The following is a 24,359-nucleotide window of genomic DNA, read 5'->3' as shown; positions in this document are numbered from 1 at the left end:
AAATGGTTTGAAAAAATTTTAAGTATCGATTTATTCGGTGCTTTTTCTATGCAATAAAAGTTTAAAATATGGTAATATAAAAGAAAATCATTTTGTTAGTCTTTCAAGAAAGGATGTGACTAAGATTAAAAAATATTTTATAATTTTTTCTACAATTCTATGTTGTTCTTTGTTATTTTTTATAGAACAAAGCATAGGAGTTAGTTATATTGTAAAAACTATAATAAAAATAATAGCTTTTACTTTAGTTCCTTATGTATATTTTAGGTTTTATAAAAAACAATCAATAAAGAATGCTTTGAACTTATCGAGTACAACAAAGAAACATTTTAAGTTAGGTATAATTTTTGGTGCTATATCATTTGGAATAGTATTATTGGCATACTTTATTTTTAGAAGTTATATTGATATTGCAGCTATTTCTAATGAAATGCAAACAAAATCTAAAATTACTCCATCTAATTTTATTTTAGTAGGATTATACGTGACTTTTGGAAATTCATTTTTAGAAGAATTCTTTTTTAGAGGTTTTGTATTTTTAAATCTTTACGAATTGGGATACACTAAAATAGCATATGTTTTTTCTTCAATAGCTTTTGCTTTATATCATTTAGCTATTTTTAGAACGTGGTTTGATTTTCCTATAATGGTTCTCGCTTTATTTGGATTAATTTCAGTTGGAGTTATCTTTAACTGGTTGGACACAAAATCAAAGAACTTTATAAATTCTTGGATTCTTCATATATTAGCTGATAGTGCAATTATTATCATAGGAATGAAAATGTTTGAAATAATTTAGGGGTGAAAAGGATTACTCATGTTGTTACTTATAACAATTTATGGTAACATATTTTGTGAGAATATATGAATGGTAGTGTAGTGATTTATTTTTCTTGATTTATTTTTTTTATTGAATTAAAATTTTTTTGTATGAATTTTTAAGGAGGTATTAAAACATTATGGGAATCACATTAGATTTATCGAAAACAAAACCATATTTAAATGACCATGAAGTTGAGCAATTACAACCAATGGTAAGTGCTGCGCATAGTATGTTACATAATATGACAGGAGCAGGTAATGAATTTTTGGGGTGGATAGATTTACCATTGAACTATGATAAAGAAGAATTCTCAAGAATAAAAGCGGCTGCTGAAAAAATTAAAGCTAATTCTGAGGTTTTAGTTGTTATTGGAATTGGTGGTTCATATTTAGGTGCTAGAGCTGCAATTGAAATGTTAACAAATACATTCCATAATTATTTACAAAGTGGAAGTAAAGACGGAGTTACTGTTTTATATGCTGGAAACAATATTAGTTCTACATATATGGCAGATTTATTAGAGCTTGTTAAAGATAAAGATTTCTCAGTTAATGTTATTTCTAAATCAGGAACTACAACTGAACCAGCAATAGCTTTTAGAATATTTAAAGATATGTTAGAAAAAAAATACGGAAAAGATGGAGCAAAAGAGAGAATATACGCTACAACTGATAAAGTAAGAGGTGCACTTAGACAATTATCTGATTCAGAAGGATATGAAACATTTATTATTCCAGATGATGTTGGAGGAAGATTTTCGGTATTAACTCCAGTTGGTCTTTTGCCTATAGCAGCAGCAGGTGTAAATGTTGATGAAATGATGAAAGGTGCACAAGATGCAAGAGAAGAATATAGTGTTCCTGAATTAGAGAAAAATATAGCATATCAATATGCAGCTGCAAGAAATGCTTTATATTCAAAAGGAAAGACAACTGAAATGATGGTTAATTTTGAGCCTTGTCTTCATTACATGGGAGAATGGTGGAAACAATTATACGGTGAGAGTGACGGAAAAGATCAAAAGGGTATTTTTCCAGCAGCAGCAGATTTCTCAACTGATTTGCATTCAATGGGACAATATATTCAAGATGGTATGAGAACTTTGTTTGAAACGCAATTGAATGTTGAAAAGCCTAGAAAATCTATAATAGTTGAAGCTAATGAAGAAAATCTAGATGGACTAAACTTTTTAGCAGGAAAAGATATGGACTTTGTCAATAATCAAGCCTTTAGTGGGACAGTTCTTGCCCATGTAGACGGTGGAGTGCCTAATATTATTATTAACATTCCTGAATTGACTCCATACTATTTTGGTTCTTTAGTATATTTCTTTGAAAAGGCTTGTGGATTAGGTGGATATTTATTAGGTGTTAATCCATTTAATCAACCAGGTGTTGAAGCATACAAGAAAAATATGTTTGCTTTATTAGGTAAACCAGGATTTGAAGATTTAAAAGCAAAATTAGAAGAAAGACTATAAAAACAGTGCACAGTTCACAATGCACAGTTCACAGTTAAAGAAAGCTTTCGCTTAGGGATCGTTTAAGAATAATTCCCACTATATTTCATTAAAAAAATGTTTGTAATTGCATATTTTTTAATGAAAAGTGGAATTAATTCTTAAGCTGACCCTTAGTCGAAAGCTTTTATTTAAAGATTTTCTGAAAGAAAATCCTCCTATACTGTCAATTGTATACTGTCAACTGGAAAAGTTGGTGAATATGAGAATAATAGTAGATGCAGATGCATGTCCAGGAAAAACTTATATTGAAAAAGCTGCTAAAGAACATGATATAGAGGTAATAATGTATTGTGATTATAATCATTATTTGCAAAGTGATTATAGCATAATAAGAATTGTGGATAGTGGATTTCAAAGTGTGGATATGAAAATTGTTAATGAAGCAAAAAAAAGTGATATAATAATTACTCAAGATTACGGGGTAGCGGCTATGGTGCTGCCAAGAGGATGTTATGCTATAAGTCCCAAGGGCTATATTTATGATGAAAAAAATATAGATACTTTATTAGAACAAAGACATATATATGCAAAAATCAGGAGAGGTGGAGGCAGGACAGGTTCAATTAAGAAAAGAACTGAGGATGATAACAAACGACTTTATAAGAACTTAGTTTTTTTGATTAAAAAGAATAAAAAATAAATAGACCCTATTTCAGGGCCTATTTTTCATAATATATATTTGCGCTTAAACACTCAACATGTAACATATTAGATTCTTGAACTTTAATTGGCTTCTCACCAACATAGTATTTGTTTACTACTTGATGAAAAATAGATTTGTATGGAAGGTTAATATTTACACTGTGCTTATTTGGATTATATATAATTAAAATATTTTTCCATTCGTCATTATTAGCATAGTTCTTTATAAAAAACGCCACAACATTCTCTGGTACATTGTCTATGAATTCTATTGACTGTTTTACTAAATGGCTAGAAGCTATTCTAAAGGCAGGGTGAGCTAGACGAAGTTTTATAAGACCTTTAGTATACTCATATACATCTTTAAAATCTGCTTTTCTTTTCCAATCAATTGAATTTATTTCATCTGGTGATTTATAACTATTTTCTACACCTTTTTTTGTCCTACAGAATTCCATTCCCGAATGTAAAAAAGGAACTCCTTGACTTGTGAGCAAAACTACATTGGCTAGTTTAACCAGTTGTTTTTTCTCGTCGATATTAAATTCCTGAGAATTTAATTGGAACTTATCCCATAACGTATGGTTATCATGACAAGATATAAAATTAATTGATTGAGTTGGGTTAAGAAACTTCTGATGGTTGCAATTATAACCAATAGAACCTAATATACAATTTTTAACTACATATTCTAAATGTGGTTTTCCATTAACATAGCCTTTATCATAAGGTGCAAAAATATTACCTTTGAGTATATCTCTAAAATAATCATTAAAAAATCCGATTTCAGGGAGTTTTTTACTATTATTTATAGTTGCTCTTTTGTTTGTGGGAAGATTAGTATTTAAATCCCACCCTTCGCCGTAAATTATGATATTAGGATTAATTTTCTTTAAAGCAGAATAAACTTCTTTCATAGTTTCTATATCATGAATACCCATTAAATCAAATCTAAAACCATCAATATGGTATTCTTTTGCCCAATAACAAACGGAATCAATTATAAATCTTCTCATCATAACATTTTCTGATGCAGTATCATTGCCACAACCAGTACCATTTGAAGGTTCATTACTATTATAATACCTAAAATAATATTTAGGAAAAATGTTATAAAAGTTACTTTCTTCTAGTTTGAATAAATGGTTGTATACAACATCCATAATAACTCCTATGTTATTATTGTGAAAGTGTTGAATCATACTTTTTAATTCTAATATACGTGTTTTAGGATCAAAAGGGTCCGTTGAATATACCCCTTCAGGAGCATTTAAATTAACAGGGTCATATCCCCAATTATATTGAATTGGGTTCTTTTCATCTATGCTACTCTGACTAAAATCATAGAAAGGCATAATTTGTACATGGGTAATGCTTAATTCTTTTATATGTGAAAACCCAGTTTTTTGATTATAAATAGACATAGTATTATTTTCTGTTAACCCTAAATACTTGCCTCTATTTAAAATAGAACTATTTTTATTTGAAGTTATATCCTTAATATTTATTTCATATATTACGGTATCTGTGATTTGGTTATTTTGAATATACAAATCTTTTTCCCAGTTCACAGGATTTGTATCTTTTAAGTCTAAAATAGATCCTCTCATACCATTTATTCCTACTGCAGGTGTATATGGATCAACAACTTCTCGTTGAGAATCATAAACTTTAACTTTATAATTGAAAAAATAATTTTTTAAATTTCTATAAAGTTTTATTGTCCATACTCCATTTTCTTCATACATATCATATTTTTCTGGTGTTTCTTTAATATCTGAATCTCCTGTTTTATATAGCAAAAGAGATACTGAAGTGGCCGCAGGTGACCAAAGTCTAAATTCTGTGCATGAGGAAGTGTAAGAATATCCTAACTTTTTATCTGTAGAATAAATTTTATTAAATTCTTCAGACTTAAACAGAGAAGAATACGACAATTTTAATGTAATATTTTTAAATATCAATGTGCTTTCAAATTTTATATTTATTTTATTAGAAAGAGAAAGGTTGTAATAACCATCTTTTATAACAGAAATTTTGGAAATTTTTATATGTAAGGTTCCATTTATAAGAATAATTTCATCTTTAAGAATATCTTCGGCATTATCAAATTTTATATTAATATTATTAAAATTCACTAAAAAAGCGTCTATTATACGCATTCCATTCCTCCTAAAAGGTTAAAACTCTAAAGAATTAACTTAATTATAAACTCATTTACTAAACAAGTCAAAAAATGTTAGTGTAAAGTAATGAAATGTAATATAATTAGTATATTGATATATTATGAGTCAGAGGTGAAGCTTATGAATGAATTAAATGTTAGATTTAATTTGAATTCTCCACAAAAGAAATTTAAAGAAATAATTATTAACGTTAATAAACATTCAGATGAAAAATTGTTATATAAGTATATGATTGGGTATAATGGCAGATGGAGGACTTTGAAAAACTATAGCATGTCAACAAAAGCTATATGGATACCTAGAGAAGATGGGAATTATATAATTATGATACAAGCTAAAATGTCTCATAGTAAAAAACCTTTTGATTATATATATAAGTGTCAATACTCAATTGGTAATATTAAAACTAATATCATTGAAAAAATCAATGTAAACAAAAAAGAGGTAATTGTTGGCGAAAAAGTTTTAATAAATGTATCTCCTAAGGATAAAGGATTAATGTACAAATATATAATAAATCAAGGTGAAAATCAAATCCATTATAAAGAATATTCAAAAGAAAACTCTATAGAATATGTTACTGAATATATTGGGGAGCATATTATTACAATACAGAGTAAAGATGAAGATTCTGAAGTAGCATTTGAAGACTTGAAAAAAACAAGGATAAAAGTAATACCACAGGAAAAGTACGAGATTAAGTCACTAATCCCATGTGAAACTTTATTGTATACAGAGAATGAGTTAAAATTTAAAGTTGATGTTCAAAAGTGTTTAAAAAGTAAAGCACTTTATAAGTTTGAAAAGATAGATAATGAAAATAAAAACATTATCTTAAGTGATTTTTCAGAAAGTAATATCCTAAAATACAATGAAAAGAATCCGGGATCATATACTTTGGTATGTTATGTTAAATCAAAAGATTCCGAAGAACCTTTTGATGATAAAACTACTTTAATGTATTCAGTAAAATTAAATGCTAAAGAAGAAGAAAAATTCAAAGAAATTGAAATATTAACTGAAGATAGACAAGCGTGCGAAGAAGAAACTGTTTTAGTTCAAAAAGCTGTAGCTGTGGATATGGATTCATATAAAGATGAAGAAGTGAAAATCAAATATATCACAATAAATAAACTTATTAATAATGGTGAAGAAGGTTTTATTGACTTAGAAGTTTTTGCAGAAGGCGGAAGTGAGATATTATATAATTATAAGATTAATAAATCAGGAAATGAAGATATCATTGAATATTCTACGAACAATACACTGAATTTTTCAACAGAAAAATTTGGTGAGTATGAAATAGAGACTACTGTAAAAAATATAGATGCAGATAACAAATGCTATGAGAAGGCTATTACATTTGTTTATATTGGAGAGAACAAAATTGATTATTCAATAATGGGAGCAAAAAACGAATATTTAGTTGGGGATAAAATCGTTATTGATTTTCATAAAAATAATATTGAAAATTTAATGTATAAATATATAATACGATTAGAAAATACGATAATTGAGGAAATCGATTTTTCAAAAAATGGTAAGTTAATATTCCAGCCTAGAGTGGAAGGTGGCTATTCTATTGATATAGTTAAAAAGAATATTGATACAGGAATTGAAAAAGAATATTTAAATAATACAATGATTTGTATTAAAGAATTTAAAACTGTTAAAATTACAGATGTACATATTGATAAAGATGAATATATAATTGATTATCCGATTACTATACGAGTAGAATCAATGTATGGAGAAGATGTTATGTACGAATTCTATATAAACGAAGATAAAAACTGGAAGCTAGTTCAAAATCTTAGTAAAAAAAATTATTATACATTTTTACCTAGAAAGTTAGGGAAATATTCAGTCTTTATTATTGCAAAAAGCAGAGATTCATTATCAAAATATGATGATTATAAAAAAATTGATTTAAATATTGAAATGGATATATTATAAAAAGGAGCTAAAGATGGAGAGAATAGACAAAATACTTGCGAATCTAGGATATGGTTCTAGAAAAGAAATTAAGAAATTAGCTAAAAATGGAGACATTGAAGTTGAAGGAAAGACTATAAAAGATGTAAGTGCAAAAGTTGATCCTAATACAATGATTATAAAAGTCTTTGGAGAAGAGATTTTATATAGAGAATATGTGTACATAATGCTAAATAAACCTAATGGAGTGGTATCTGCAACTCACGATAATTATGATGAAACAGTAGTAGATTTACTACCATATGAGTATCAAGTATTTAAACCAGCCCCTGTTGGTAGGTTAGATAAAGATACAGTTGGATTACTTTTATTAACTAATGATGGTGAACTAAATCATAGATTGACATCCCCAAAACATCATGTAGATAAAGTATATTATGCAGAGATAGATCAAAAAGTTGATGAAAGAGATATTGCAGAATTCAAAAAAGGGATTGTGTTAGAGGATGATTATGAATGTCTTCCTGCAAAATTAGAAATAATTACTGCAAATGAGCATGGTTCTGAAATATTACTTACAATCCGTGAAGGTAAATTCCACCAAGTAAAGAGGATGTTTATAGCTAGAGGTAAGAATGTTGTTTTTCTTAAAAGAGTAAAGATGGGACCTTTGGAATTAGATAAAAACTTGGCTAAAGGCCTATTTAGAGAACTTACTGAAGAAGAAGTTGCACAACTTAAGATGATATAATTGTATATAAAAGTATAATAATTTAACGATTACATAAAAATGAAAGAAAAATATTAATAAATATAAAAAAATGCAATATTTTTTGTAAATGACTTGCTTTTTAATACTAATTCTAATATAATATTTTCTGCAAGGGAAAATAAAAAATTAATAGTCCCCTTTTTATTTCGGAAGGTACCCAGCCCCAGGGTGACCTTCGCCCTATTGCATAAAACAATTTTGCTACCTAGAGGTAGCATTTTTTTTTTGCTCTGTTTTAAACTAAAGTGAATCTATAGTGAAATACTTTTGTGGGATAACCTTACTATGTGATAAAATATAATTATGCAATATACGAGAGGTGATTTTATGGCAGATTATATGTCAAAATTAAAAAGTTCTGGAATGGATTTTTTGTGTGAAGCTATGTTATCTTTAGAAAGCATTGAGGAATGCTATAAGTTTATAGAAGATATTTTTACTATTAATGAAATAAAATCAGTAGAGCAAAGGCTTCAAGTTGCTAAAATGTTAAAACAGAAGAAGACTTATACTGAAATTGCTGATAAGACAGGAGCTAGTACAGCTACTATTAGTAGAGTTAATAAATGTCTAAATTATGGAAGTGACGGGTACAACCTTGTATTAGAAAGAATAAATTGGGAATAATAGATAAACAGAACAATAAAATTAAAAATTCTTAATTTAAATAAAGAATTTTGTAGATATAAAAAAATGGTGTTTAACTAATTTGATACATTGAAGATACTAATGTGTTAATATTTGAGGAGTGGTTGAATGGACTTAAAGAACTTACTGAATAAAGAACAATATGAGGCAGCAACAGCAATAGAAGGACCAGTGTTGGTTTTAGCTGGTGCAGGAAGCGGAAAGACAAGAGTACTTACATATAGGATAGCGCATATGATTCAAGATCTTAATATTCCATTTTATAGTATTTTAGCTATAACTTTCACAAATAAAGCAGCAGGTGAAATGAAAGAAAGAATTAAAAACTTAATTGGTGATGATGCGGATAACATGTGGGTATCTACTTTTCACTCAAGTTGTATAAGAATATTAAGAAGAGAAATTGATAAAATTGGGTACAATAAGAATTTTGGAATTTATGATACTTCTGATTCTAGAATTCTGATGAAAGATTGTATGAAAGAATTAAATATAAATGAAAAAGATATGAATGAAAAAGAAATTTTATCTAAAATAGGAGAGCTAAAGGATAATTTAATTACTCCCAAAATGTATGAAAAAGAAGCTGAATCAAATTATAGATGGAGCAAAATATCTGAAGCATATGGCCTTTATCAGAAAAAGTTGAAAAATAATAATGCATTGGATTTTGATGATATAATATTTAAAACAGTGGATTTGTTTAAAAAATATCCGGATGTTTTGGAATTTTATCAAAGAAAATTCAAGTATGTTATGGTTGATGAATATCAAGATACAAATAAAGCTCAATATGAACTAGTGAGATTATTAGCAGCAGGTCATAAAAATATTGTTGTAGTTGGAGACGATGACCAATGTATTTATCAATGGAGAGGCGCGGATATTAGAAATATTTTAGACTTTGAAAAAGACTATCCTAATGCTAAAGTTGTTAAATTAGAACAAAATTATAGGTCAAAAGAAACAATTTTGAATGCTGCCAATATTGTAATAAAAAATAATATGAATAGAAAGAACAAAGTTTTAAGAACAGAAAATGAAGCAGGAGAAAAAGTGAAAATTTATAGAGCAACATCTGATATAGATGAAGCTACATTTGTTGCAAATAATATAAAAAAGCTAGCAGAAAGTGGTGCTAGACGATATAAAGATTTTGCTATATTATATAGAACTAATGCTCAATCAAGGATATTTGAGGATGTTCTTATAAAAAATTCTGTACCATACAGAATTATTGGCGGATTGAAATTCTATGATAGAAAAGAAATAAAAGATATTATGTCTTACTTGAAATTAATCAATAATCCTCTTGATAATGTAAGTTTTAATAGAACAATCAATGTTCCCAAAAGAGGAATAGGTAATGCTACCATAGAAAAAATTCAAGAATTTGCTAACTATATGGAAGAGTGCATGTATAGTGTTGTTTTAGATATAGAAAATATTCCTGGAATAACAAAAAGAGCAGCTACAGCTATAAACAAGTATACAAGTTTAATGAATAGTTTTATGAGAAGAAAAGATCAAATTACTGTATCTAAGTTAATTGAAGAAATTCTTGAAACAACAGGATATCTAAAGATGTATAAAAATTCAAAAAACATAGAAGATAGAAGTAGAGTTGAAAATATTAAGGAACTTGTTTCAGCAGCGGTTGAATTCGAAAATAATTCTGAGGACAAGTCATTAGCAGCATTTTTGGAGAAAACTACTTTAGTTGCAGATGTTGATAATTATGATGAAGATGCGGATTCTATAGTAATGATGACAGTTCATAGTGCTAAGGGCTTGGAATTCCCGATAGTATTTATGGTGGGTATGGAGAATGGTATTTTCCCAGGAAGCAGATCTTTTAATAGTGAAGACGAAATGGAAGAGGCAAGAAGATTATGCTATGTTGGTATTACTAGAGCAAAAGAAAAGCTATATATGACATCAGCAGAAAGAAGAATGGTTTTTGGAAGAACATCATTTTATCCAGAATCAGATTTCATAAATGAAATTTCAGAAGGACTAAAAGAAAGAATAACTTTTGGAAGTAAGGAAACTAATGCTTCTGCTAATAAGAAATCTCAATTTAAGAATAGTTACAATACTGCGCATAAATTACAGGTTAATAAGAAAAGACCTTCTGTTTTAGAATCAAGTTTAAAAAGTAAAGTAGAGTCAAATAAAAATGTAAATTCAAAAGAAGCTAGTGTAGGACGGAAAGTAAAACATAGTAATTTTGGAATCGGCACAATAATCTCAGTGAGTAAAGTTGAGAAAGATAAGAAAGTCACAATTGCTTTCGATAATATGGGAATTAAACAGTTTGTTTTGAGTAAAGCACCTATAGAATTAATTTAATGCACAATTCACAATTATGGTTGATTTTCTTTCAGAAAATCTTTGAATTTACTAGCTTTCGCTTGCAAAAGGTTTCCATAATTCTTAATTTAATAGGTATATGATGGAGGAAAACATGGAAGAAATAAAAAAACAAATCAAACAGTTGGTAGAGCAACTTAATCAATATGCATATGAATACTATACTTTAGACTCACCAACTATTTCAGATAAAGAATATGATGTTAAATATGATGAGTTAGTAAAACTTGAGACTGAAACAGGTTATATGTTGCCTTATTCACCTACGCAAAGAGTAGGTGATGTTGTTTTATCTCAGTTTAATAAATATACACATAAAGGACGTTTATGGAGCTTAGGGAAAGCACAATCCATTGAAGAATTAATAGAGTGGCACAATAGGAATGTCAAATTTGTAAATGAATATAATATAAATAATGAAGATAAACTGCCAGATTTAAAATACATAGTTACTAAAAAATTTGATGGACTTACAATAAATTGTACCTATGATGAAGAAGGAATTATGGAAAAAGCTGCTTCAAGAGGAACGGGAGTTGTAGGTGAAGATATAACAGCTCAAGCAAAAACAATAAAAAGTATCCCATTGAAAATTGATTATGGCTATACTGTTGAAGTACATGGTGAAGCAATAATGACAAAGGAAGCTTTTCAAAAATATAACGAAACAGCAGTAGTTCCGTTAAAGAATTTAAGAAATGGTGCAGCAGGAGCTTTAAGAAATTTAAATGTAAAAGAAACTGCAAAAAGAAATCTGTCAGCTTTTTTCTATAATGTAGTTTACAATGAAGGAGAACCTTTTAAATCTTATTTAGAGATGTTAGATTTTATAAAAACAAAAGGATTTCCAATGGATGATTACATAAAAGTTTGTGCTAGTATAGAAGACATACAAAATGAAATAGAATATATTAATAAAGTAAGAGAAGATTTGAATTATGAAATTGATGGAATAGTTATAGCTATTGATGATATTAGAACTAGAGAATTAATTGGATATACTGTTAAATTTCCTAAATGGGCTCATGCGTATAAATTTGAAGCTAGGGAAGTAACAACAAGACTACTAGATGTTGAGTGGAATGTAGGGAGAAGCGGCAGAGTTACGCCTACGGCTATATTAGAACCTGTAGACATTGGTGGTGTTACTGTTAAAAGAGCAACATTAAATAATATGGATGATATTAAAAGAAAAGCAGTAAAGATTGGAAGTAAAGTTTTAATAAGAAGATCTAATGATGTTATTCCTGAGATAATGGGTACAATTGAATCTGATAATGAAGTACAAGAAATTATTGCACCAGAAGTTTGTCCATATTGTGAAAGTGAAATACATCAGGACGGGGTACATTATTTTTGTGAAAACACTTTATCGTGCAAGCCACAACTTGTGAAATCTATAGTACATTATGGTAGTAGAGAAGCTATGAATATTGCGGGATTTAGTGAAAAAACAGCTGAGCAATTATTTGAATCATTAGATATAAAATCTTTATCTGATTTATATAGAATTAATAAAGATCAGTTATTAGAAGTAGAGAGATTCGGTGATAAAAAAGCACAAAACCTAATAGATGCAATTGAAAGAAGTAAAAATTGTGATTTAGCATCTTTTATTTATGCATTAGGCATTCCTAATGTAGGTAAAAAAACTGCCACTGACTTAGCTAAAGAATTTAAAAATATCCACAAGTTGAAAGAGGCATCATTAGAAAAGTTGATTCAAATAGCTGATATTGGAAATATTGTAGCTGAAAATATTGTTGAATTTTTTTCTGAAGAAAAAATTAATGAAACTGTAGAGGAATTATTTGCACTTGGAGTAACGCCATATTTCGAAGAAAATGAAATTATTGAAAATCCATTCATTGAAAAAACAGTAGTAGTTACAGGCTCTCTTCAGTCTTTTAAAAGAAGTGAAATAAAAGAAAAACTTCAAGCTTTAGGGGCTAAGGTTTCTGGAAGTGTAAGCAAAAAAACAAATTATGTAATTGTAGGGAAAGAACCGGGGTCTAAATATGATAAAGCTATTGAACTGGGCGTGGAGATAATTACGGAAGATGAATTTATAGAAAAAATAAAAAATATTTAGCGGTAATAATTAAAAATTATGAGTCACACTTAAAAAGTGTGACTTTTTATTTTTAAGATAATAAATTAAATTTTGGGAAAATAGAAATTTTTTTACTATATATTCATTTCATTAAAGTTTAAAATTATCATTAATTGTCAATAATTTAAACAATCAATGATAATTAGAATGCTTTTCTTTTAGAAAAGCTAATTAAGGGGTAAATATGAAAAAAAAATTAAAAAAATCAATTGTTAGAATTACATTTAATTTATTAATAATAGGATTTGTTTTTGCAATTTTATACTTAGGATTTATTGAGAAAAAGGTTAGTGCAAATAATACGAAAGAATATATTGTTTACAATATAGAAGAAATCCCTCAAACTTTAAATAACATACCTAAAGGAGATTTGGTTCAGGAGGATATTTTATATTTACTATTTGACGGATTGGTTATTGAAAATAAGGATGGAAAAATTATACCTCAAATTAGTGATAGTTGGGATATTTCTGAAGATGGACTTTCTTATTCATTCCATATTAGGGATGATGCTTATTGGAGTAATGGAGATAAAATAACAGCAGATGATTATAGAGTTTTTTTATTTAATTTTTTAAAAGAAAATTCATTGGAATATAAGGATTTGTTATTTAATGTGAAAGGAGCAAGAGATTATTCAAAAGGAAAGATACAATCAAATTCTGTTGGGATTACGGTTAAGGATAAAAAAACATTAGTATTTCAATTATATTTTCCAGATGAAAATTTCTTGAATATATTAAGTGAACCATGTTTTCTTCTTAGGAAAGATTTTAACAAACTTGGTGAATGGAAAAAAAATCATAATGATATTTTATACTCAGGTGCTTTTGAAATCAAAAGTTATTCAGAAAATGATCAAATGACTATTAATAAAAATAAGTGCTATTGGGACAGTGAAAATATAAAATTGAAAGAGTTACGATTTAAAAATGATGATAGTATTGAAGTAGCTAGTGGAAAGTACAAAGTAGAGTTAATTGATATTATGAGGAATACGCCTGAAAGTGAGAGAAGTTTACTTTCAGAAAAAAATGAGCTTTTCGAAGCAGAAACTAAAAATAGTGTTTTATATATTTACAATGCAAATGAAGGTAAAATCTTAAGAAACTATCAAAATAGAAAAAAATTAACTTATTTTATAAGTGGAGATAGTAAAGAAGAAAATAATGTAGAGTTTTCGCTTATAGATGATAATGATATTTGTAAAGAAGGATTAACTTTGCTATGTTATATTGGTGATTTAGGAAATAGTAATGTAGAAGGAGCTTATAATTTGCTGAATATTTCTAATGATTTATTAGAAAATCTTAAAGATGCAAATATTAATACTATTTTAAAAACTGTATATACTAAAGAAGAATTGAAAGAAGAATTGGTTAAAGGCGATTTTGATATATATGTTACAAAAGAGAGTATAAATGATGATATAAAAACATTCTATGTAAAATGGATGCATGGCTCAATTTATAATATATTTGGATATAATAATTGTGATTATGATGAAGCGGTATTAAAATATATTACTACAAGTAACTATAATGAAAAATTTATAAACATTAAAAAAGCAGCTAAGATGCTTACAGAAGATAATATGTACTTAAAACTAGAAAATGAAAATTTGATAATGGGTAAAAAAGAATATATAAAAAACTTAGAAGTAAATAGTCGTGGTAATTTATTATTGAAGTATGCTTATATTGATAATGAAAAATTGAAATAAAGCAATATAAAAGAGGAAGTGTTTTTCCTCTTTTATATTGTTTGCTTTATTTAGAGATGAATAAATTTCTATTGTAGCAATACAAAATTGTAAAAAATAGATTGAAATTTTTTCTACTATCAAAAATGTATTTTTTTTGTTTGAATGTAGATTTTGACCTATTGTAATAAACTGTTTTCAAAAAACCAGGGGCAAAATTAGAATCATCTTCTAAGCCAGATGGTAGTTTGAAAAATTGTTCATGAAGTAAATTTTCGGATTTTTCTTCATAGTTTCTATATCTCTCAACACTTCCAAGGGAAGGTGCATCGGGCCATTTAGATATAATTCCTGAATTAATTATATGGTTATTATATAATTCTATCAAGTCATCATCTTCAAATTCATTTTTGTTGTTCATATAGAACATTATTGAAAAATACATAACTAAATCTGAAGCTTGATATTTTATTTCGCTATCTTGGCCAGTTTTATATAGCATACCTGTATTTTTATCATAATATTTTTTAAGTATAGTATAAATTTCGTCTGATATTTCTTTTAAATTTAATAACTTAGTGTAGTTATATAGTATTTGCGAATTACAGAATAAAATTGATAAATTTTCAATAGAAGTAAATTCGCTTATATTTCCACGTACATGGTTTTCTAAGAACCAATCAAATAGGTCTAAAGCTAATGCTTTAGCTTCCTCATCAAAAGTATATTGATAAAATAGTGTTATATATAGGCAAAGTTTATTTAAGTCATTTTTAGGTACTTCATAAAGTTCATCTTTATAATCTTTAAACATTTTGAATATGTCATACGCAAAATTTTGAAACTCATCTTTATCTTCTTCAGTAAGATATAATGAGCATTTATAGTATGCGTTCATCAACAAGGCCTGATCTGCGAAATTAAAAGCTACATTTTTTTCTTTCAATTTAAGTTTTTCAGTAATAGGTTCAGTACAATCTTTTTTATCAACAAAAACTCCTTCGTCATTTCTTAAATAAGCAGCATAAAACTCTAATTGTTCTTTAGCTAATTGGGAGTAAATTTTGTAGTAATTATATTTTGACTTATCAATACTCTTAAATTTTTTATAATAATCTAGTAATTCTAGTAAACAAAGAGTCATGAAGGCATTGCTACTTATGTTTATATCTTTTTTAAATTTATTCTCATTCCATGTTGTTTTTTCATTTCTTTTTTTTAATTTGCCTGAAGCTTTTTTGTAAACACATAGGAGTGGAGAAAATTTGTTAGTTGTGTTAATATCATTTGTGTGTGGTATTTTATAGTCGTATTTTTTATTATCGGCTACAATACCAAAATTTGAATTTAAAACTATACTATTTATAGATTCTTTTGAGAGATGAAATAATTGACTATTTATTTGTTCAATGGTCAATTTATTCATTCTTAAAAATGGGCCAATATATCTTAACATACATACACCACCAAAAATTAATCCTTATAAAAATAATATGTTACATCAATAGAAAAAGTGCTAGTTTTTATAAGAAAAGGAGAAAATTGTTATGAGAATAGGAAAGTTGAGTTCAGATGATTTAAAAAAAATTATTAATAATAACAGAGGTTATAGAAGAGAAGAAGTAAGAATTAGAAGTAAAATCGGTGAAGATTGCTCTGTCGTATCTTTTGGAGAATTTGAAGGAATTTTTTCGACGGATCCTATAACTGCGGCAGATGTTAATATTGGAAAATTAGCGGTACATATAAATGCAAATGATATAGCTTCATGTGGAGTAGAACCTTTAGGAATCTTAGTGACGATTCTTGCTTCTCCAAAAAGTAATATTGAAGATATTCAGAAGATAATGAGTGAATTGCATGAAGAGTGTTGTAAATTAAAAATAGAAATTATAGGTGGTCATACTGAAGTTACGGATGCAGTAAACAAAACTATCGTTTCAGTTACTGTAATAGGAAAAGCACCTTTTGGAAAAGCTGTAGCTACTTCTACAGCTAAAGTTGGCGATGACATTATTGTAACAAAAAAGTTAGGGTTAGAAGGAACTACTATAATAGTAAATGACTTTTATTCATCGATAAAAGATATTTTAACAAAAGATGAGTTAGAGGAAGCAAAAAGTTATGATGAAAAACTAAGTGTTGTTAAAGAAGGTGTAGTATGTGGGAAAATAGGAGTACATGCTATGCATGATATTACTGAAGGTGGCGTATTAGGAGCACTTTGGGAAATGGCAGAAGCTAGTAATGTTGGGTTTAAAATATATAAAGATAAAATGCCTATTACTGATATAACGCAGAAACTTTGTGATTATTTAGAAATAAATCCTTTGAAATTTATTTCTTCGGGTAGTATGTTAATATGCACTGAAAATGGTGATAAAGCTATTTGTGAATTGCGAGAAAGAGGTATTGAAGCAACTATTATAGGAAATATTACTGATGAAGGTAAAGTTCTTGTAGAAAATAATAGATATTTAAATGTTGATATGCCTGAGGAAGATGAGTTATATAGATTGTTTGACAATAACTAATTATTGTTAAGTTAGTTAACAGGTTACCAATACAGTTGACAGAGATCTAAAATCAAGAATTGAAAGGTGTCCATAACTTAAATTTACAATTTAAAACCTACAACAATAAGCTTTATAATGAGCTTTTATTTGGTATTCTTGATAATAAATATTTTGGGAGTATTATATCTTTAGAAATTAATTTGTAGGAGGATATATTATGCGTATAGATGGTAGAAATAATAATGAAAAAAGAAAAACAAAAATAACTAGAAATTTTATGCCCTATGCAGAGGGTTCAGTTTTGATAGAAACAGGAAATACAAAGGTGATTTGTACTGCTACAGTAGAGGATAGAGTTCCAAAATTTTTAAAAGGTAAAGGGGAAGGGTGGGTAACAAGTGAATATAACATGCTTCCAAGATCCACACAAACTAGAAAAAGTAGAAGTACATCAAAAGGTAAAGTTGATGGAAGAACAATGGAAATACAGAGATTGATAGGAAGATCATTAAGAACAGTTATAGATTTAACTAAATTAGGTGAAAAAACTATTATGATAGATTGTGATGTACTGCAAGCTGATGGAGGTACAAGGACTGCATCAATAACAGGAGCTTTCATTGCTCTAGTGGATGCTGTCAACTCTATAAATATAAATGAACCATTTGAAGAATACCCAATAATAAATTTTTTGAGTGCTGTTAGTGTGGGAATTATCGACGATGGAAATAAAATTTTGGATTTGTGTTACGAAGAAGATTCTAAAGCTTTAGTTGATATGAATGTTGTTATGACGGATACTGGTGAATTTATTGAGTTACAGGGAACAGGAGAAAAATCCAGTTTTAGCAGAAGAGAGTTAAATGAACTGATTGATTTAGCGGAAAAGGGAAATAAGGAATTAATAGGACTTCAAAAAGAGATATTAGGAAAAGATGCAGAAGTAATTGGAAAACAATAGGGGGAAATTATGAAAAAGTTAATTGTAGCAAGTAATAATCAGCACAAAATTGAAGAAATTAAAAATATTCTATCCAAGTATAATTTGGAGGTAGTTTCTTTAAAAGAAGCTGGTATAGATATAGATATTGAGGAGACAGGTGTAACATTTGAAGAGAATGTTCACATTAAAGCCAAAGCTATAAAAGATATTACAAATGATGTTATGGTTTTAGCAGATGATTCAGGATTGATGGTTGATGCATTAGGAGGAGAACCAGGAGTTTATTCGGCTAGATATAGCGGGGAACATGGTGATACTAAAGCAAATAATAGAAAATTATTAAGTGAATTAAAGGATGTAAGTAGGAATGAAAGAAATGCAAGATTTGTATGCGCCATGGAATTAATAATTAATGAAGAAACGATTATTAATGTCATAGGAGAAGTTCATGGTTATATAATTGACGAAGAAACAGGAGACAATGGTTTTGGTTACGACCCATTATTCTATTATCCACAATTTCAAAAAACATTTGCACAAATGAGTGGTGAAGAAAAAAATTCTATAAGTCATAGAGGTAGAGCACTTAAAAAATTAGAAGACGAAATTAAAACTCTTTTATAGGAGGGATAGATTATGGAAATTGCAGTAATAAGTGATACCCATAGGTATACTTATGTATTTGATAAATTGATAAGAGCTATTAGTCATGCCGATGTTTTGATTCATTTGGGTGATAATGTGCAGGATTTAACAGAGATAACTCGCGATTTCAAAGGGGAAGTTTATAATGTAAGAGGAAATTGTGATTACAATACGAGAGTGCCCATAGATAGATTCGAAGAAATAGGGGGTATAAATATATTACTGACGCATGGGCATAAATATCATGTAAAAGACTCAATGTTAAATTTAAAGCATCACGCAATGGAAATAGGAGCAGATTTAGTTCTATTTGGTCATACTCATGTATCAGAAATTTTATTTGAAGAAGGAATATGGTTTGTGAACCCGGGAAGTCCCTCTTTATCAAGGGATGGGTATAATAGTTATGCTATTATTAAGGTCGAAAATAATAAAATAAATCCAAGTATTAGATCTTTATAAAAAAAAAATTGAAAAAAGTGTTGACGAAACAAAAAAAATAGTGTAGAATAATCCTTGTCGTCAGAAAGCACGGCAAATTCAACAAGCGAATAACTTGTTGAATAGAAACACTAAACGGGGTGTGGCGCAGATGGTAGCGCGCATGGTTTGGGACCATGAGGCCGCGAGTTCGAGACTTGCCACCCCGACCAAATGCGGGTATTGCTTAGTGGTAAAGCTCTAGCCTTCCAAGCTAGCGATGAGGGTTCGATTCCCTCTACCCGCTCCAATTTTAAAATGCATCTTTAGCTCAGCTGGATAGAGCAACGCCCTTCTAAGGCGTGGGCCAGGAGTTCGAATCTCTTAAGATGCGCCATATGGTGGACGTAGTTCAGTTGGTAGAGCGCCAGATTGTGGTTCTGGTTGTCGAGGGTTCGAGTCCCTTCGTCCACCCCATAACACAATGGGATATCGCCAAGCGGTAAGGCACAGGACTTTGACTCCTGCACTCGCTGGTTCGAATCCAGCTATCCCAGCCAAATGATTCACTAGCTCAGTCGGTAGAGCACTTGACTTTTAATCAAGTTGTCCGGGGTTCGATTCCCCGGTGGATCACCATTTTAACAAAATAACATGCAGGTGTGGCGGAATTGGCAGACGCGCTAGACTTAGGATCTAGTATCTATGATGTGGGGGTTCGACTCCCTTCACCTGCACCATTGTTTCAAATCAACATGCGGGAGTGGCTCAGTGGTAGAGCGTCACCTTGCCAAGGTGAACGTCGCGAGTTCGAATCTCGTCTTCCGCTCCAAACATTATGCGGGTATTGCTTAGTGGTAAAGCTCTAGCCTTCCAAGCTAGCGATGAGGGTTCGATTCCCTCTACCCGCTCCATTTAACAAGCGTCTTTAGCTCAGCTGGATAGAGCAACGCCCTTCTAAGGCGTGGGCCAGGAGTTCGAATCTCTTAAGACGCGCCATATTTTATGGCTTGACATTTAAGAAGTAAACATATATAATAAATTATGCCGATTTTATATCGGGGTGTGGCGCAGATGGTAGCGCGCATGGTTTGGGACCATGAGGCCGCGAGTTCGAGACTTGCCACCCCGACCAATTACGCGGGTATTGCTTAGTGGTAAAGCTCTAGCCTTCCAAGCTAGCGATGAGGGTTCGATTCCCTCTACCCGCTCCAAAAAAAATGTAGGCGTCTTTAGCTCAGCTGGATAGAGCAACGCCCTTCTAAGGCGTGGGCCAGGAGTTCGAATCTCTTAAGACGCGCCATATGGTGGACGTAGTTCAGTTGGTAGAGCGCCAGATTGTGGTTCTGGTTGTCGAGGGTTCGAGTCCCTTCGTCCACCCCACAACACAATGGGATATCGCCAAGCGGTAAGGCACAGGACTTTGACTCCTGCACTCGCTGGTTCGAATCCAGCTATCCCAGCCAAATGATTCACTAGCTCAGTCGGTAGAGCACTTGACTTTTAATCAAGTTGTCCGGGGTTCGATTCCCCGGTGGATCACCATTTTAACAAAATAACATGCAGGTGTGGCGGAATTGGCAGACGCGCTAGACTTAGGATCTAGTATCTATGATGTGGGGGTTCGACTCCCTTCACCTGCACCATTGTTTCAAATCAACATGCGGGAGTGGCTCAGTGGTAGAGCGTCACCTTGCCAAGGTGAACGTCGCGAGTTCGAATCTCGTCTTCCGCTCCAAACATTATGCGGGTATTGCTTAGTGGTAAAGCTCTAGCCTTCCAAGCTAGCGATGAGGGTTCGATTCCCTCTACCCGCTCCATTTTTATTTTTTGAACCTTTTTTCATTTTTTGATAAATTATATATAAGAATTATGTTGTTTTTTAATGAACTAAAAAGCTTTCGATTTATCGAAAGATGTCCACAATTGTGCATTGTGAATTAAATATATGCGCTCATAGCTCAGCTGGATAGAGTTACGGACTTCGAATCCGGAGGTCGGGGGTTCAAATCCCTCTGGGCGCGCCAAAACCGTTGAAATAACAGGGTTTGCATTTTTGCAAATTCTGTTTCTTTTTTATTTTCCTGCCTTTTTAGTATATAAGACATAAAGCATATCATTGATTTTAATATCTTACTTTAAACTACATAAAATATTTCAATAAAAGTTGTTTTTTTATAAATGTATCTTTTGTTTAAACAAGCAGCTGAATAATTACTAAAATTAAATAGTATTAAATTAATTACTAAAATAGTAATAATAGTAAAAGGTGTTTTATCAATTTTTATATACTTTAAAGTAGAGTATATATGGATGAGTAATATATATATGGTTGTTACAAAGGATTAAAAAGCAATTGTAAAATTTTGTAGCAAAAAAAACAACGCATAATAGCAAAATTTGACATAATGACAAACGTATTGTTGATATAATAAATATAGAAATTTATTAAAGTCGTAGTAAATTTGAAAGGAAAAACTAATGAAATGGTTAAATTAACTTTACCAGAATTGATATTAAGTATTATTCCAGAATCGTTTTTATATATGTTGTTTAGTTATATATTTGCTAATAAGAAAATTAACATTAAGAAATATTTTATCTCCAGTGTGGTATTTATAATAACTGTTTTTTTAATAACTTATCTTCCTATAGATTATACATTTCATAGCATTACTGCTGTTGCATTATATATTCCCATTTGTGCTATAATAAATGATTTATATGTTTATAAAGTCGTTCCTTCTATAATGATACTTAGGTTTACTTCATTAATTTATGAGTGGATAAATGTTTTTGTGCTAGTAAATATTTTTGAATTTAGTATAGAGAGAATATATATAAATTCACTAAGCAAGGGTTTGTTTTTTGTACCTTCTTTAATTTTACTTGGTTTATCAATTTTATTATTCAATATATGTAAAACTAAAAAACATAAAGGTGTAAGTGATTAATAATAAAAATAGATCTAATTGTAGATCTTTTTTTATGCAAAATTCATGGTATGGTTATTCCACAAAAAGTGAGTTTAATAATGATATAATTTAGAAAGATAAATAACGCGTATCTATAAGTTAAATATACGGAAAGTAATAAATATTAGAATGGGAGAAGTTTATGAGTAAACAATTGAGGATTGTAGATTATGGAATAAAAATTGGATTTTTAAAACCAGGCAAATTTAATAAGATTACTGATGTTAAAGGAGTTACAGTGGGTCATTCTACTATAGATACTACAGAATATAAAACAGGTGTAACTGTGATAAATCCTTTAGGGAATAATATTTTTACTAACAAATTGATTGCTTCATCTTGTGTATTGAATGGATATGGTAAGACGGTGGGGTTAATTCAACTTAATGAATTAGGTCAGTTGGAAAGTCCTATAGCATTAACAAACACCTTAAATGTAGGGATTGTACAAGATGCATTAGTACAGTATATGGTTTCTAAATCATTAAGCGAAGGTATTGACATTAAATCAATTAATACGGTAGTAGCTGAATGTAATGACTCATATTTGAGTAATATCGTTAATAGGCCTGTTAAGGATGAACATGTACTAAGAGCTTTTGAGGCAGCCACTATTGATTTTCAAGAAGGTGATATTGGTGGAGGTAAAGGTATGTCTTGTCATCAATTGAAAGGCGGTATTGGTTCGTCGTCAAGAGTTATTGATTTAGATGGAATTGAGTATACAATTGGAGTTTTAGTTCAATCAAATTATGGTTTGTTAAGGGATTTGAGAATTGATGGCAATAATATTGGACATGCTATTCTAGAAGAATTGAAGTTAAAAAGCGAGACTGATAAAGGTTCAATAATAGTAGTTGTTGCAACAGACTTGCCGTTATCATCAAGACAGATGCAAAGAGTATGCAAGAGAACAAGCGTTGGAATGGCTAGGGTTGGTTCTTTTATAGGGCATGGAAGTGGGGAAATTATTATTGGTTTTTCAACAGGAAATGTACTTAAACAAGATACCAGTAAGTCAGCTAGCGATAATTATAACAATTCAATTTTAGAATTAAAAATTATGAACGAGGATAAAATAGATGTGGCTTTCAGAGCAGTTGCTGAAGCTACAGAAGAGGCAATTTTAAATTCAATGATAACTGCAAATGAAGTTGTTGGTTATAGAGGGAATAAGAGAATGAGTTTAAAATCATATATGCATTTAATGGTTAAATAAAGTTGCTTTTTCTTTTTTATTATAAAATTTATTAAGAAATCTATTGATTTTTTGATAGATATAGTTTAATATAGATACGTGGCGAATAATAATAAACAAAAATAAAATAATGTTCGTGACTCATATATGTCTAGTAATATGGACTAGACGTTTCTACCAAGTTGCCGTAAATAGCTTGACTATGGGTGTTTATATGAATTAAAGGTTACATGTGATAATTAGTGTAAATATACTGTTATGTAATAATATGTATTATTTTGCTAATTAAAAATTAGTGTAGATTTTAATGTTCGTGTATAACTCCCTAAGTAGAATAGGGAGTTTATTTTATTTTAAGAAAGGATTAAAGATGAAGCTATTAAAAGAGAGAATTCTAAAAGACGGAAAAGTAATTGGAGAAGATATTTTAAGGGTAGATAGTTTTTTGAATCATCAACTAGATATAGGATTATTTAATGAAATAGGTAAAGAGTTCAAAAGAAGATTTAAGGGTAATGATATAAATAAAATTCTTACAATCGAAACATCAGGAATAGGGATTGCTTGTATAGTAGCTCAGTATTTTGATGTACCTGTAGTTTTTGCTAAAAAGCATCAAGGAACTAATATGGACATGAATACTTATGAAGCAGAGGTTTTCTCATTCACTAAAAATACTACTTACAATATCAGAGTAGCCAAAGAGTATATAAAATCAGATGATAAGATACTAATAATAGATGATTTTCTCGCTCAAGGGAAGGCTGTTGATGGCTTGATGGAAATTGCTAATCAAGGAAATGCTGAAGTAGTAGGAATTGGAATAGTTATAGAAAAAGCATTCCAAAATGCAAGGGAACAAATTGAGAGTAAAGGCCTTAAATTAGAATCTTTAGCCATTATTGATGGTTTTAAAGATGGAAATGTAATTTTCAAATAAAATATA

18 protein-coding genes, 20 tRNA genes and 1 riboswitch are annotated in these 24,359 nt (G+C 29.5%); of the genes, 36 read left to right on the top strand and 2 right to left on the bottom strand.

Annotation, left to right across the window (positions count from 1 at the left end):
• Positions 1-115 precede the first annotated feature (115 nt).
• From ACQ3F0_RS16885 to ACQ3F0_RS16875, 3 genes are all read left to right on the top strand, one after another.
• The gene (locus ACQ3F0_RS16885; RefSeq protein ID WP_428866527.1) at positions 116-799 is read left to right on the top strand and encodes a CPBP family intramembrane glutamic endopeptidase; all 684 of its coding nucleotides are present in this window, start codon (positions 116-118) and stop codon (positions 797-799) included.
• 160 nt (positions 800-959) lie between these two features.
• Positions 960-2,303, top strand: a complete 1,344-nt coding sequence (locus tag ACQ3F0_RS16880; RefSeq protein ID WP_428866526.1) for a glucose-6-phosphate isomerase — start codon at positions 960-962, stop codon at positions 2,301-2,303.
• 241 nt (positions 2,304-2,544) lie between these two features.
• The gene (locus ACQ3F0_RS16875) at positions 2,545-2,985 is read left to right on the top strand and encodes a YaiI/YqxD family protein (protein WP_428866525.1); all 441 of its coding nucleotides are present in this window, start codon (positions 2,545-2,547) and stop codon (positions 2,983-2,985) included.
• Positions 2,986-3,004: 19 nt separating this feature from the next.
• Here ACQ3F0_RS16875 and pulA read toward each other — a convergent pair whose 3' ends face one another.
• Positions 3,005-5,149, bottom strand: coding sequence for a type I pullulanase (gene pulA, locus ACQ3F0_RS16870; protein WP_428866524.1), 2,145 nt, complete (start codon positions 5,147-5,149; stop codon positions 3,005-3,007).
• A gap of 144 nt (positions 5,150-5,293) precedes the next feature.
• On the opposite strand from pulA, the gene ACQ3F0_RS16865 reads away from it, so the two are divergent.
• The 6 genes from ACQ3F0_RS16865 to ACQ3F0_RS16840 all read left to right on the top strand — a co-directional run bounded on the left by ACQ3F0_RS16865 (position 5,294) and on the right by ACQ3F0_RS16840 (position 14,737).
• Entirely contained in the window at positions 5,294-7,129 is a 1,836-nt protein-coding gene (locus tag ACQ3F0_RS16865) for a triple tyrosine motif-containing protein (RefSeq protein ID WP_428866523.1), read from the top strand.
• Between the two features lie 13 nt (positions 7,130-7,142).
• Positions 7,143-7,859: a pseudouridine synthase gene (locus ACQ3F0_RS16860; RefSeq protein ID WP_428866522.1), complete on the top strand. Its 717-nt coding sequence runs from the start codon at positions 7,143-7,145 to the stop codon at positions 7,857-7,859.
• A 348-nt stretch (positions 7,860-8,207) separates the two neighbouring features.
• Positions 8,208-8,507 carry a YerC/YecD family TrpR-related protein gene (locus tag ACQ3F0_RS16855; protein ID WP_428866521.1) on the top strand — a complete coding sequence of 100 codons (300 nt, stop codon included), beginning with the start codon at positions 8,208-8,210 and terminating at the stop codon, positions 8,505-8,507.
• Positions 8,508-8,636: 129 nt separating this feature from the next.
• Positions 8,637-10,880: a DNA helicase PcrA gene (gene pcrA, locus ACQ3F0_RS16850; protein WP_428866520.1), complete on the top strand. Its 2,244-nt coding sequence runs from the start codon at positions 8,637-8,639 to the stop codon at positions 10,878-10,880.
• Between the two features lie 115 nt (positions 10,881-10,995).
• Complete coding sequence (gene ligA, locus ACQ3F0_RS16845) at positions 10,996-12,993, top strand: NAD-dependent DNA ligase LigA (RefSeq protein ID WP_428866519.1); 1,998 nt, start codon at positions 10,996-10,998, stop codon at positions 12,991-12,993.
• Between the two features lie 205 nt (positions 12,994-13,198).
• Positions 13,199-14,737 (top strand): ABC transporter substrate-binding protein, encoded by a 1,539-nt coding sequence (locus tag ACQ3F0_RS16840; RefSeq protein ID WP_428866518.1) that lies wholly within the window; start codon positions 13,199-13,201, stop codon positions 14,735-14,737.
• 46 nt (positions 14,738-14,783) lie between these two features.
• On the opposite strand, the gene ACQ3F0_RS16835 is transcribed toward ACQ3F0_RS16840, so the two are convergent.
• Complete coding sequence (locus ACQ3F0_RS16835; RefSeq protein ID WP_428866517.1) at positions 14,784-16,172, bottom strand: hypothetical protein; 1,389 nt, start codon at positions 16,170-16,172, stop codon at positions 14,784-14,786.
• Positions 16,173-16,263: 91 nt separating this feature from the next.
• Between ACQ3F0_RS16835 and ACQ3F0_RS16830 the strand changes: the two genes are divergently transcribed.
• From ACQ3F0_RS16830 to ACQ3F0_RS16700, 27 genes are all read left to right on the top strand, one after another.
• On the top strand, positions 16,264-17,250 hold the full coding sequence (locus ACQ3F0_RS16830; protein WP_428866516.1) for an AIR synthase family protein: 987 nt from the start codon (positions 16,264-16,266) through the stop codon (positions 17,248-17,250).
• Between the two features lie 199 nt (positions 17,251-17,449).
• Positions 17,450-18,193, top strand: coding sequence for a ribonuclease PH (rph, locus tag ACQ3F0_RS16825; protein ID WP_428866515.1), 744 nt, complete (start codon positions 17,450-17,452; stop codon positions 18,191-18,193).
• A 9-nt stretch (positions 18,194-18,202) separates the two neighbouring features.
• Positions 18,203-18,799, top strand: coding sequence for an XTP/dITP diphosphatase (locus tag ACQ3F0_RS16820; protein WP_428866514.1), 597 nt, complete (start codon positions 18,203-18,205; stop codon positions 18,797-18,799).
• Between the two features lie 12 nt (positions 18,800-18,811).
• The gene (locus tag ACQ3F0_RS16815; RefSeq protein ID WP_428866513.1) at positions 18,812-19,282 is read left to right on the top strand and encodes a YfcE family phosphodiesterase; all 471 of its coding nucleotides are present in this window, start codon (positions 18,812-18,814) and stop codon (positions 19,280-19,282) included.
• Between the two features lie 115 nt (positions 19,283-19,397).
• Positions 19,398-19,473: transfer RNA gene (locus ACQ3F0_RS16810), tRNA-Pro, on the top strand.
• Between the two features lie 3 nt (positions 19,474-19,476).
• Positions 19,477-19,550: transfer RNA gene (locus ACQ3F0_RS16805), tRNA-Gly, on the top strand.
• A 10-nt stretch (positions 19,551-19,560) separates the two neighbouring features.
• Positions 19,561-19,637 (top strand) — tRNA-Arg (locus ACQ3F0_RS16800).
• 4 nt (positions 19,638-19,641) lie between these two features.
• A tRNA-His gene (locus ACQ3F0_RS16795) sits at positions 19,642-19,717 on the top strand.
• Positions 19,718-19,725: 8 nt separating this feature from the next.
• Positions 19,726-19,800: transfer RNA gene (locus ACQ3F0_RS16790), tRNA-Gln, on the top strand.
• Positions 19,801-19,803: 3 nt separating this feature from the next.
• Positions 19,804-19,879, top strand: a tRNA-Lys gene (locus ACQ3F0_RS16785).
• 17 nt (positions 19,880-19,896) lie between these two features.
• Positions 19,897-19,980 (top strand) — tRNA-Leu (locus tag ACQ3F0_RS16780).
• A 17-nt stretch (positions 19,981-19,997) separates the two neighbouring features.
• Positions 19,998-20,072 (top strand) — tRNA-Gly (locus ACQ3F0_RS16775).
• 8 nt (positions 20,073-20,080) lie between these two features.
• A tRNA-Gly gene (locus ACQ3F0_RS16770) sits at positions 20,081-20,154 on the top strand.
• Positions 20,155-20,162: 8 nt separating this feature from the next.
• Positions 20,163-20,239: transfer RNA gene (locus ACQ3F0_RS16765), tRNA-Arg, on the top strand.
• 60 nt (positions 20,240-20,299) lie between these two features.
• A tRNA-Pro gene (locus ACQ3F0_RS16760) sits at positions 20,300-20,375 on the top strand.
• Positions 20,376-20,380: 5 nt separating this feature from the next.
• Positions 20,381-20,454 (top strand) — tRNA-Gly (locus ACQ3F0_RS16755).
• Between the two features lie 12 nt (positions 20,455-20,466).
• A tRNA-Arg gene (locus ACQ3F0_RS16750) sits at positions 20,467-20,543 on the top strand.
• 4 nt (positions 20,544-20,547) lie between these two features.
• Positions 20,548-20,623 (top strand) — tRNA-His (locus ACQ3F0_RS16745).
• An 8-nt stretch (positions 20,624-20,631) separates the two neighbouring features.
• Positions 20,632-20,706 (top strand) — tRNA-Gln (locus tag ACQ3F0_RS16740).
• A gap of 3 nt (positions 20,707-20,709) precedes the next feature.
• Positions 20,710-20,785 (top strand) — tRNA-Lys (locus ACQ3F0_RS16735).
• 17 nt (positions 20,786-20,802) lie between these two features.
• A tRNA-Leu gene (locus tag ACQ3F0_RS16730) sits at positions 20,803-20,886 on the top strand.
• A 17-nt stretch (positions 20,887-20,903) separates the two neighbouring features.
• A tRNA-Gly gene (locus ACQ3F0_RS16725) sits at positions 20,904-20,978 on the top strand.
• An 8-nt stretch (positions 20,979-20,986) separates the two neighbouring features.
• Positions 20,987-21,060 (top strand) — tRNA-Gly (locus ACQ3F0_RS16720).
• Positions 21,061-21,190: 130 nt separating this feature from the next.
• Positions 21,191-21,267: transfer RNA gene (locus ACQ3F0_RS16715), tRNA-Arg, on the top strand.
• A 459-nt stretch (positions 21,268-21,726) separates the two neighbouring features.
• Positions 21,727-22,194 (top strand): hypothetical protein, encoded by a 468-nt coding sequence (locus tag ACQ3F0_RS16710; RefSeq protein WP_428866512.1) that lies wholly within the window; start codon positions 21,727-21,729, stop codon positions 22,192-22,194.
• Between the two features lie 163 nt (positions 22,195-22,357).
• Positions 22,358-23,434 carry a DmpA family aminopeptidase gene (locus ACQ3F0_RS16705; protein ID WP_428866511.1) on the top strand — a complete coding sequence of 359 codons (1,077 nt, stop codon included), beginning with the start codon at positions 22,358-22,360 and terminating at the stop codon, positions 23,432-23,434.
• 100 nt (positions 23,435-23,534) lie between these two features.
• Positions 23,535-23,636: riboswitch (purine riboswitch) on the top strand.
• Positions 23,637-23,783: 147 nt separating this feature from the next.
• On the top strand, positions 23,784-24,353 hold the full coding sequence (locus tag ACQ3F0_RS16700) for a xanthine phosphoribosyltransferase (RefSeq protein ID WP_428866510.1): 570 nt from the start codon (positions 23,784-23,786) through the stop codon (positions 24,351-24,353).
• The last annotated feature ends 6 nt before the right edge of the window (positions 24,354-24,359 follow it).

Source organism: Clostridium sediminicola (assembly GCF_050402865.1).
GTDB lineage: Bacteria > Bacillota > Clostridia > Clostridiales > Clostridiaceae > Clostridium_AF > Clostridium_AF sediminicola.
The sequence above is the reverse complement of the archived record's forward strand: the minus strand, read 5'-3'. Positions and strand labels throughout refer to the sequence as shown.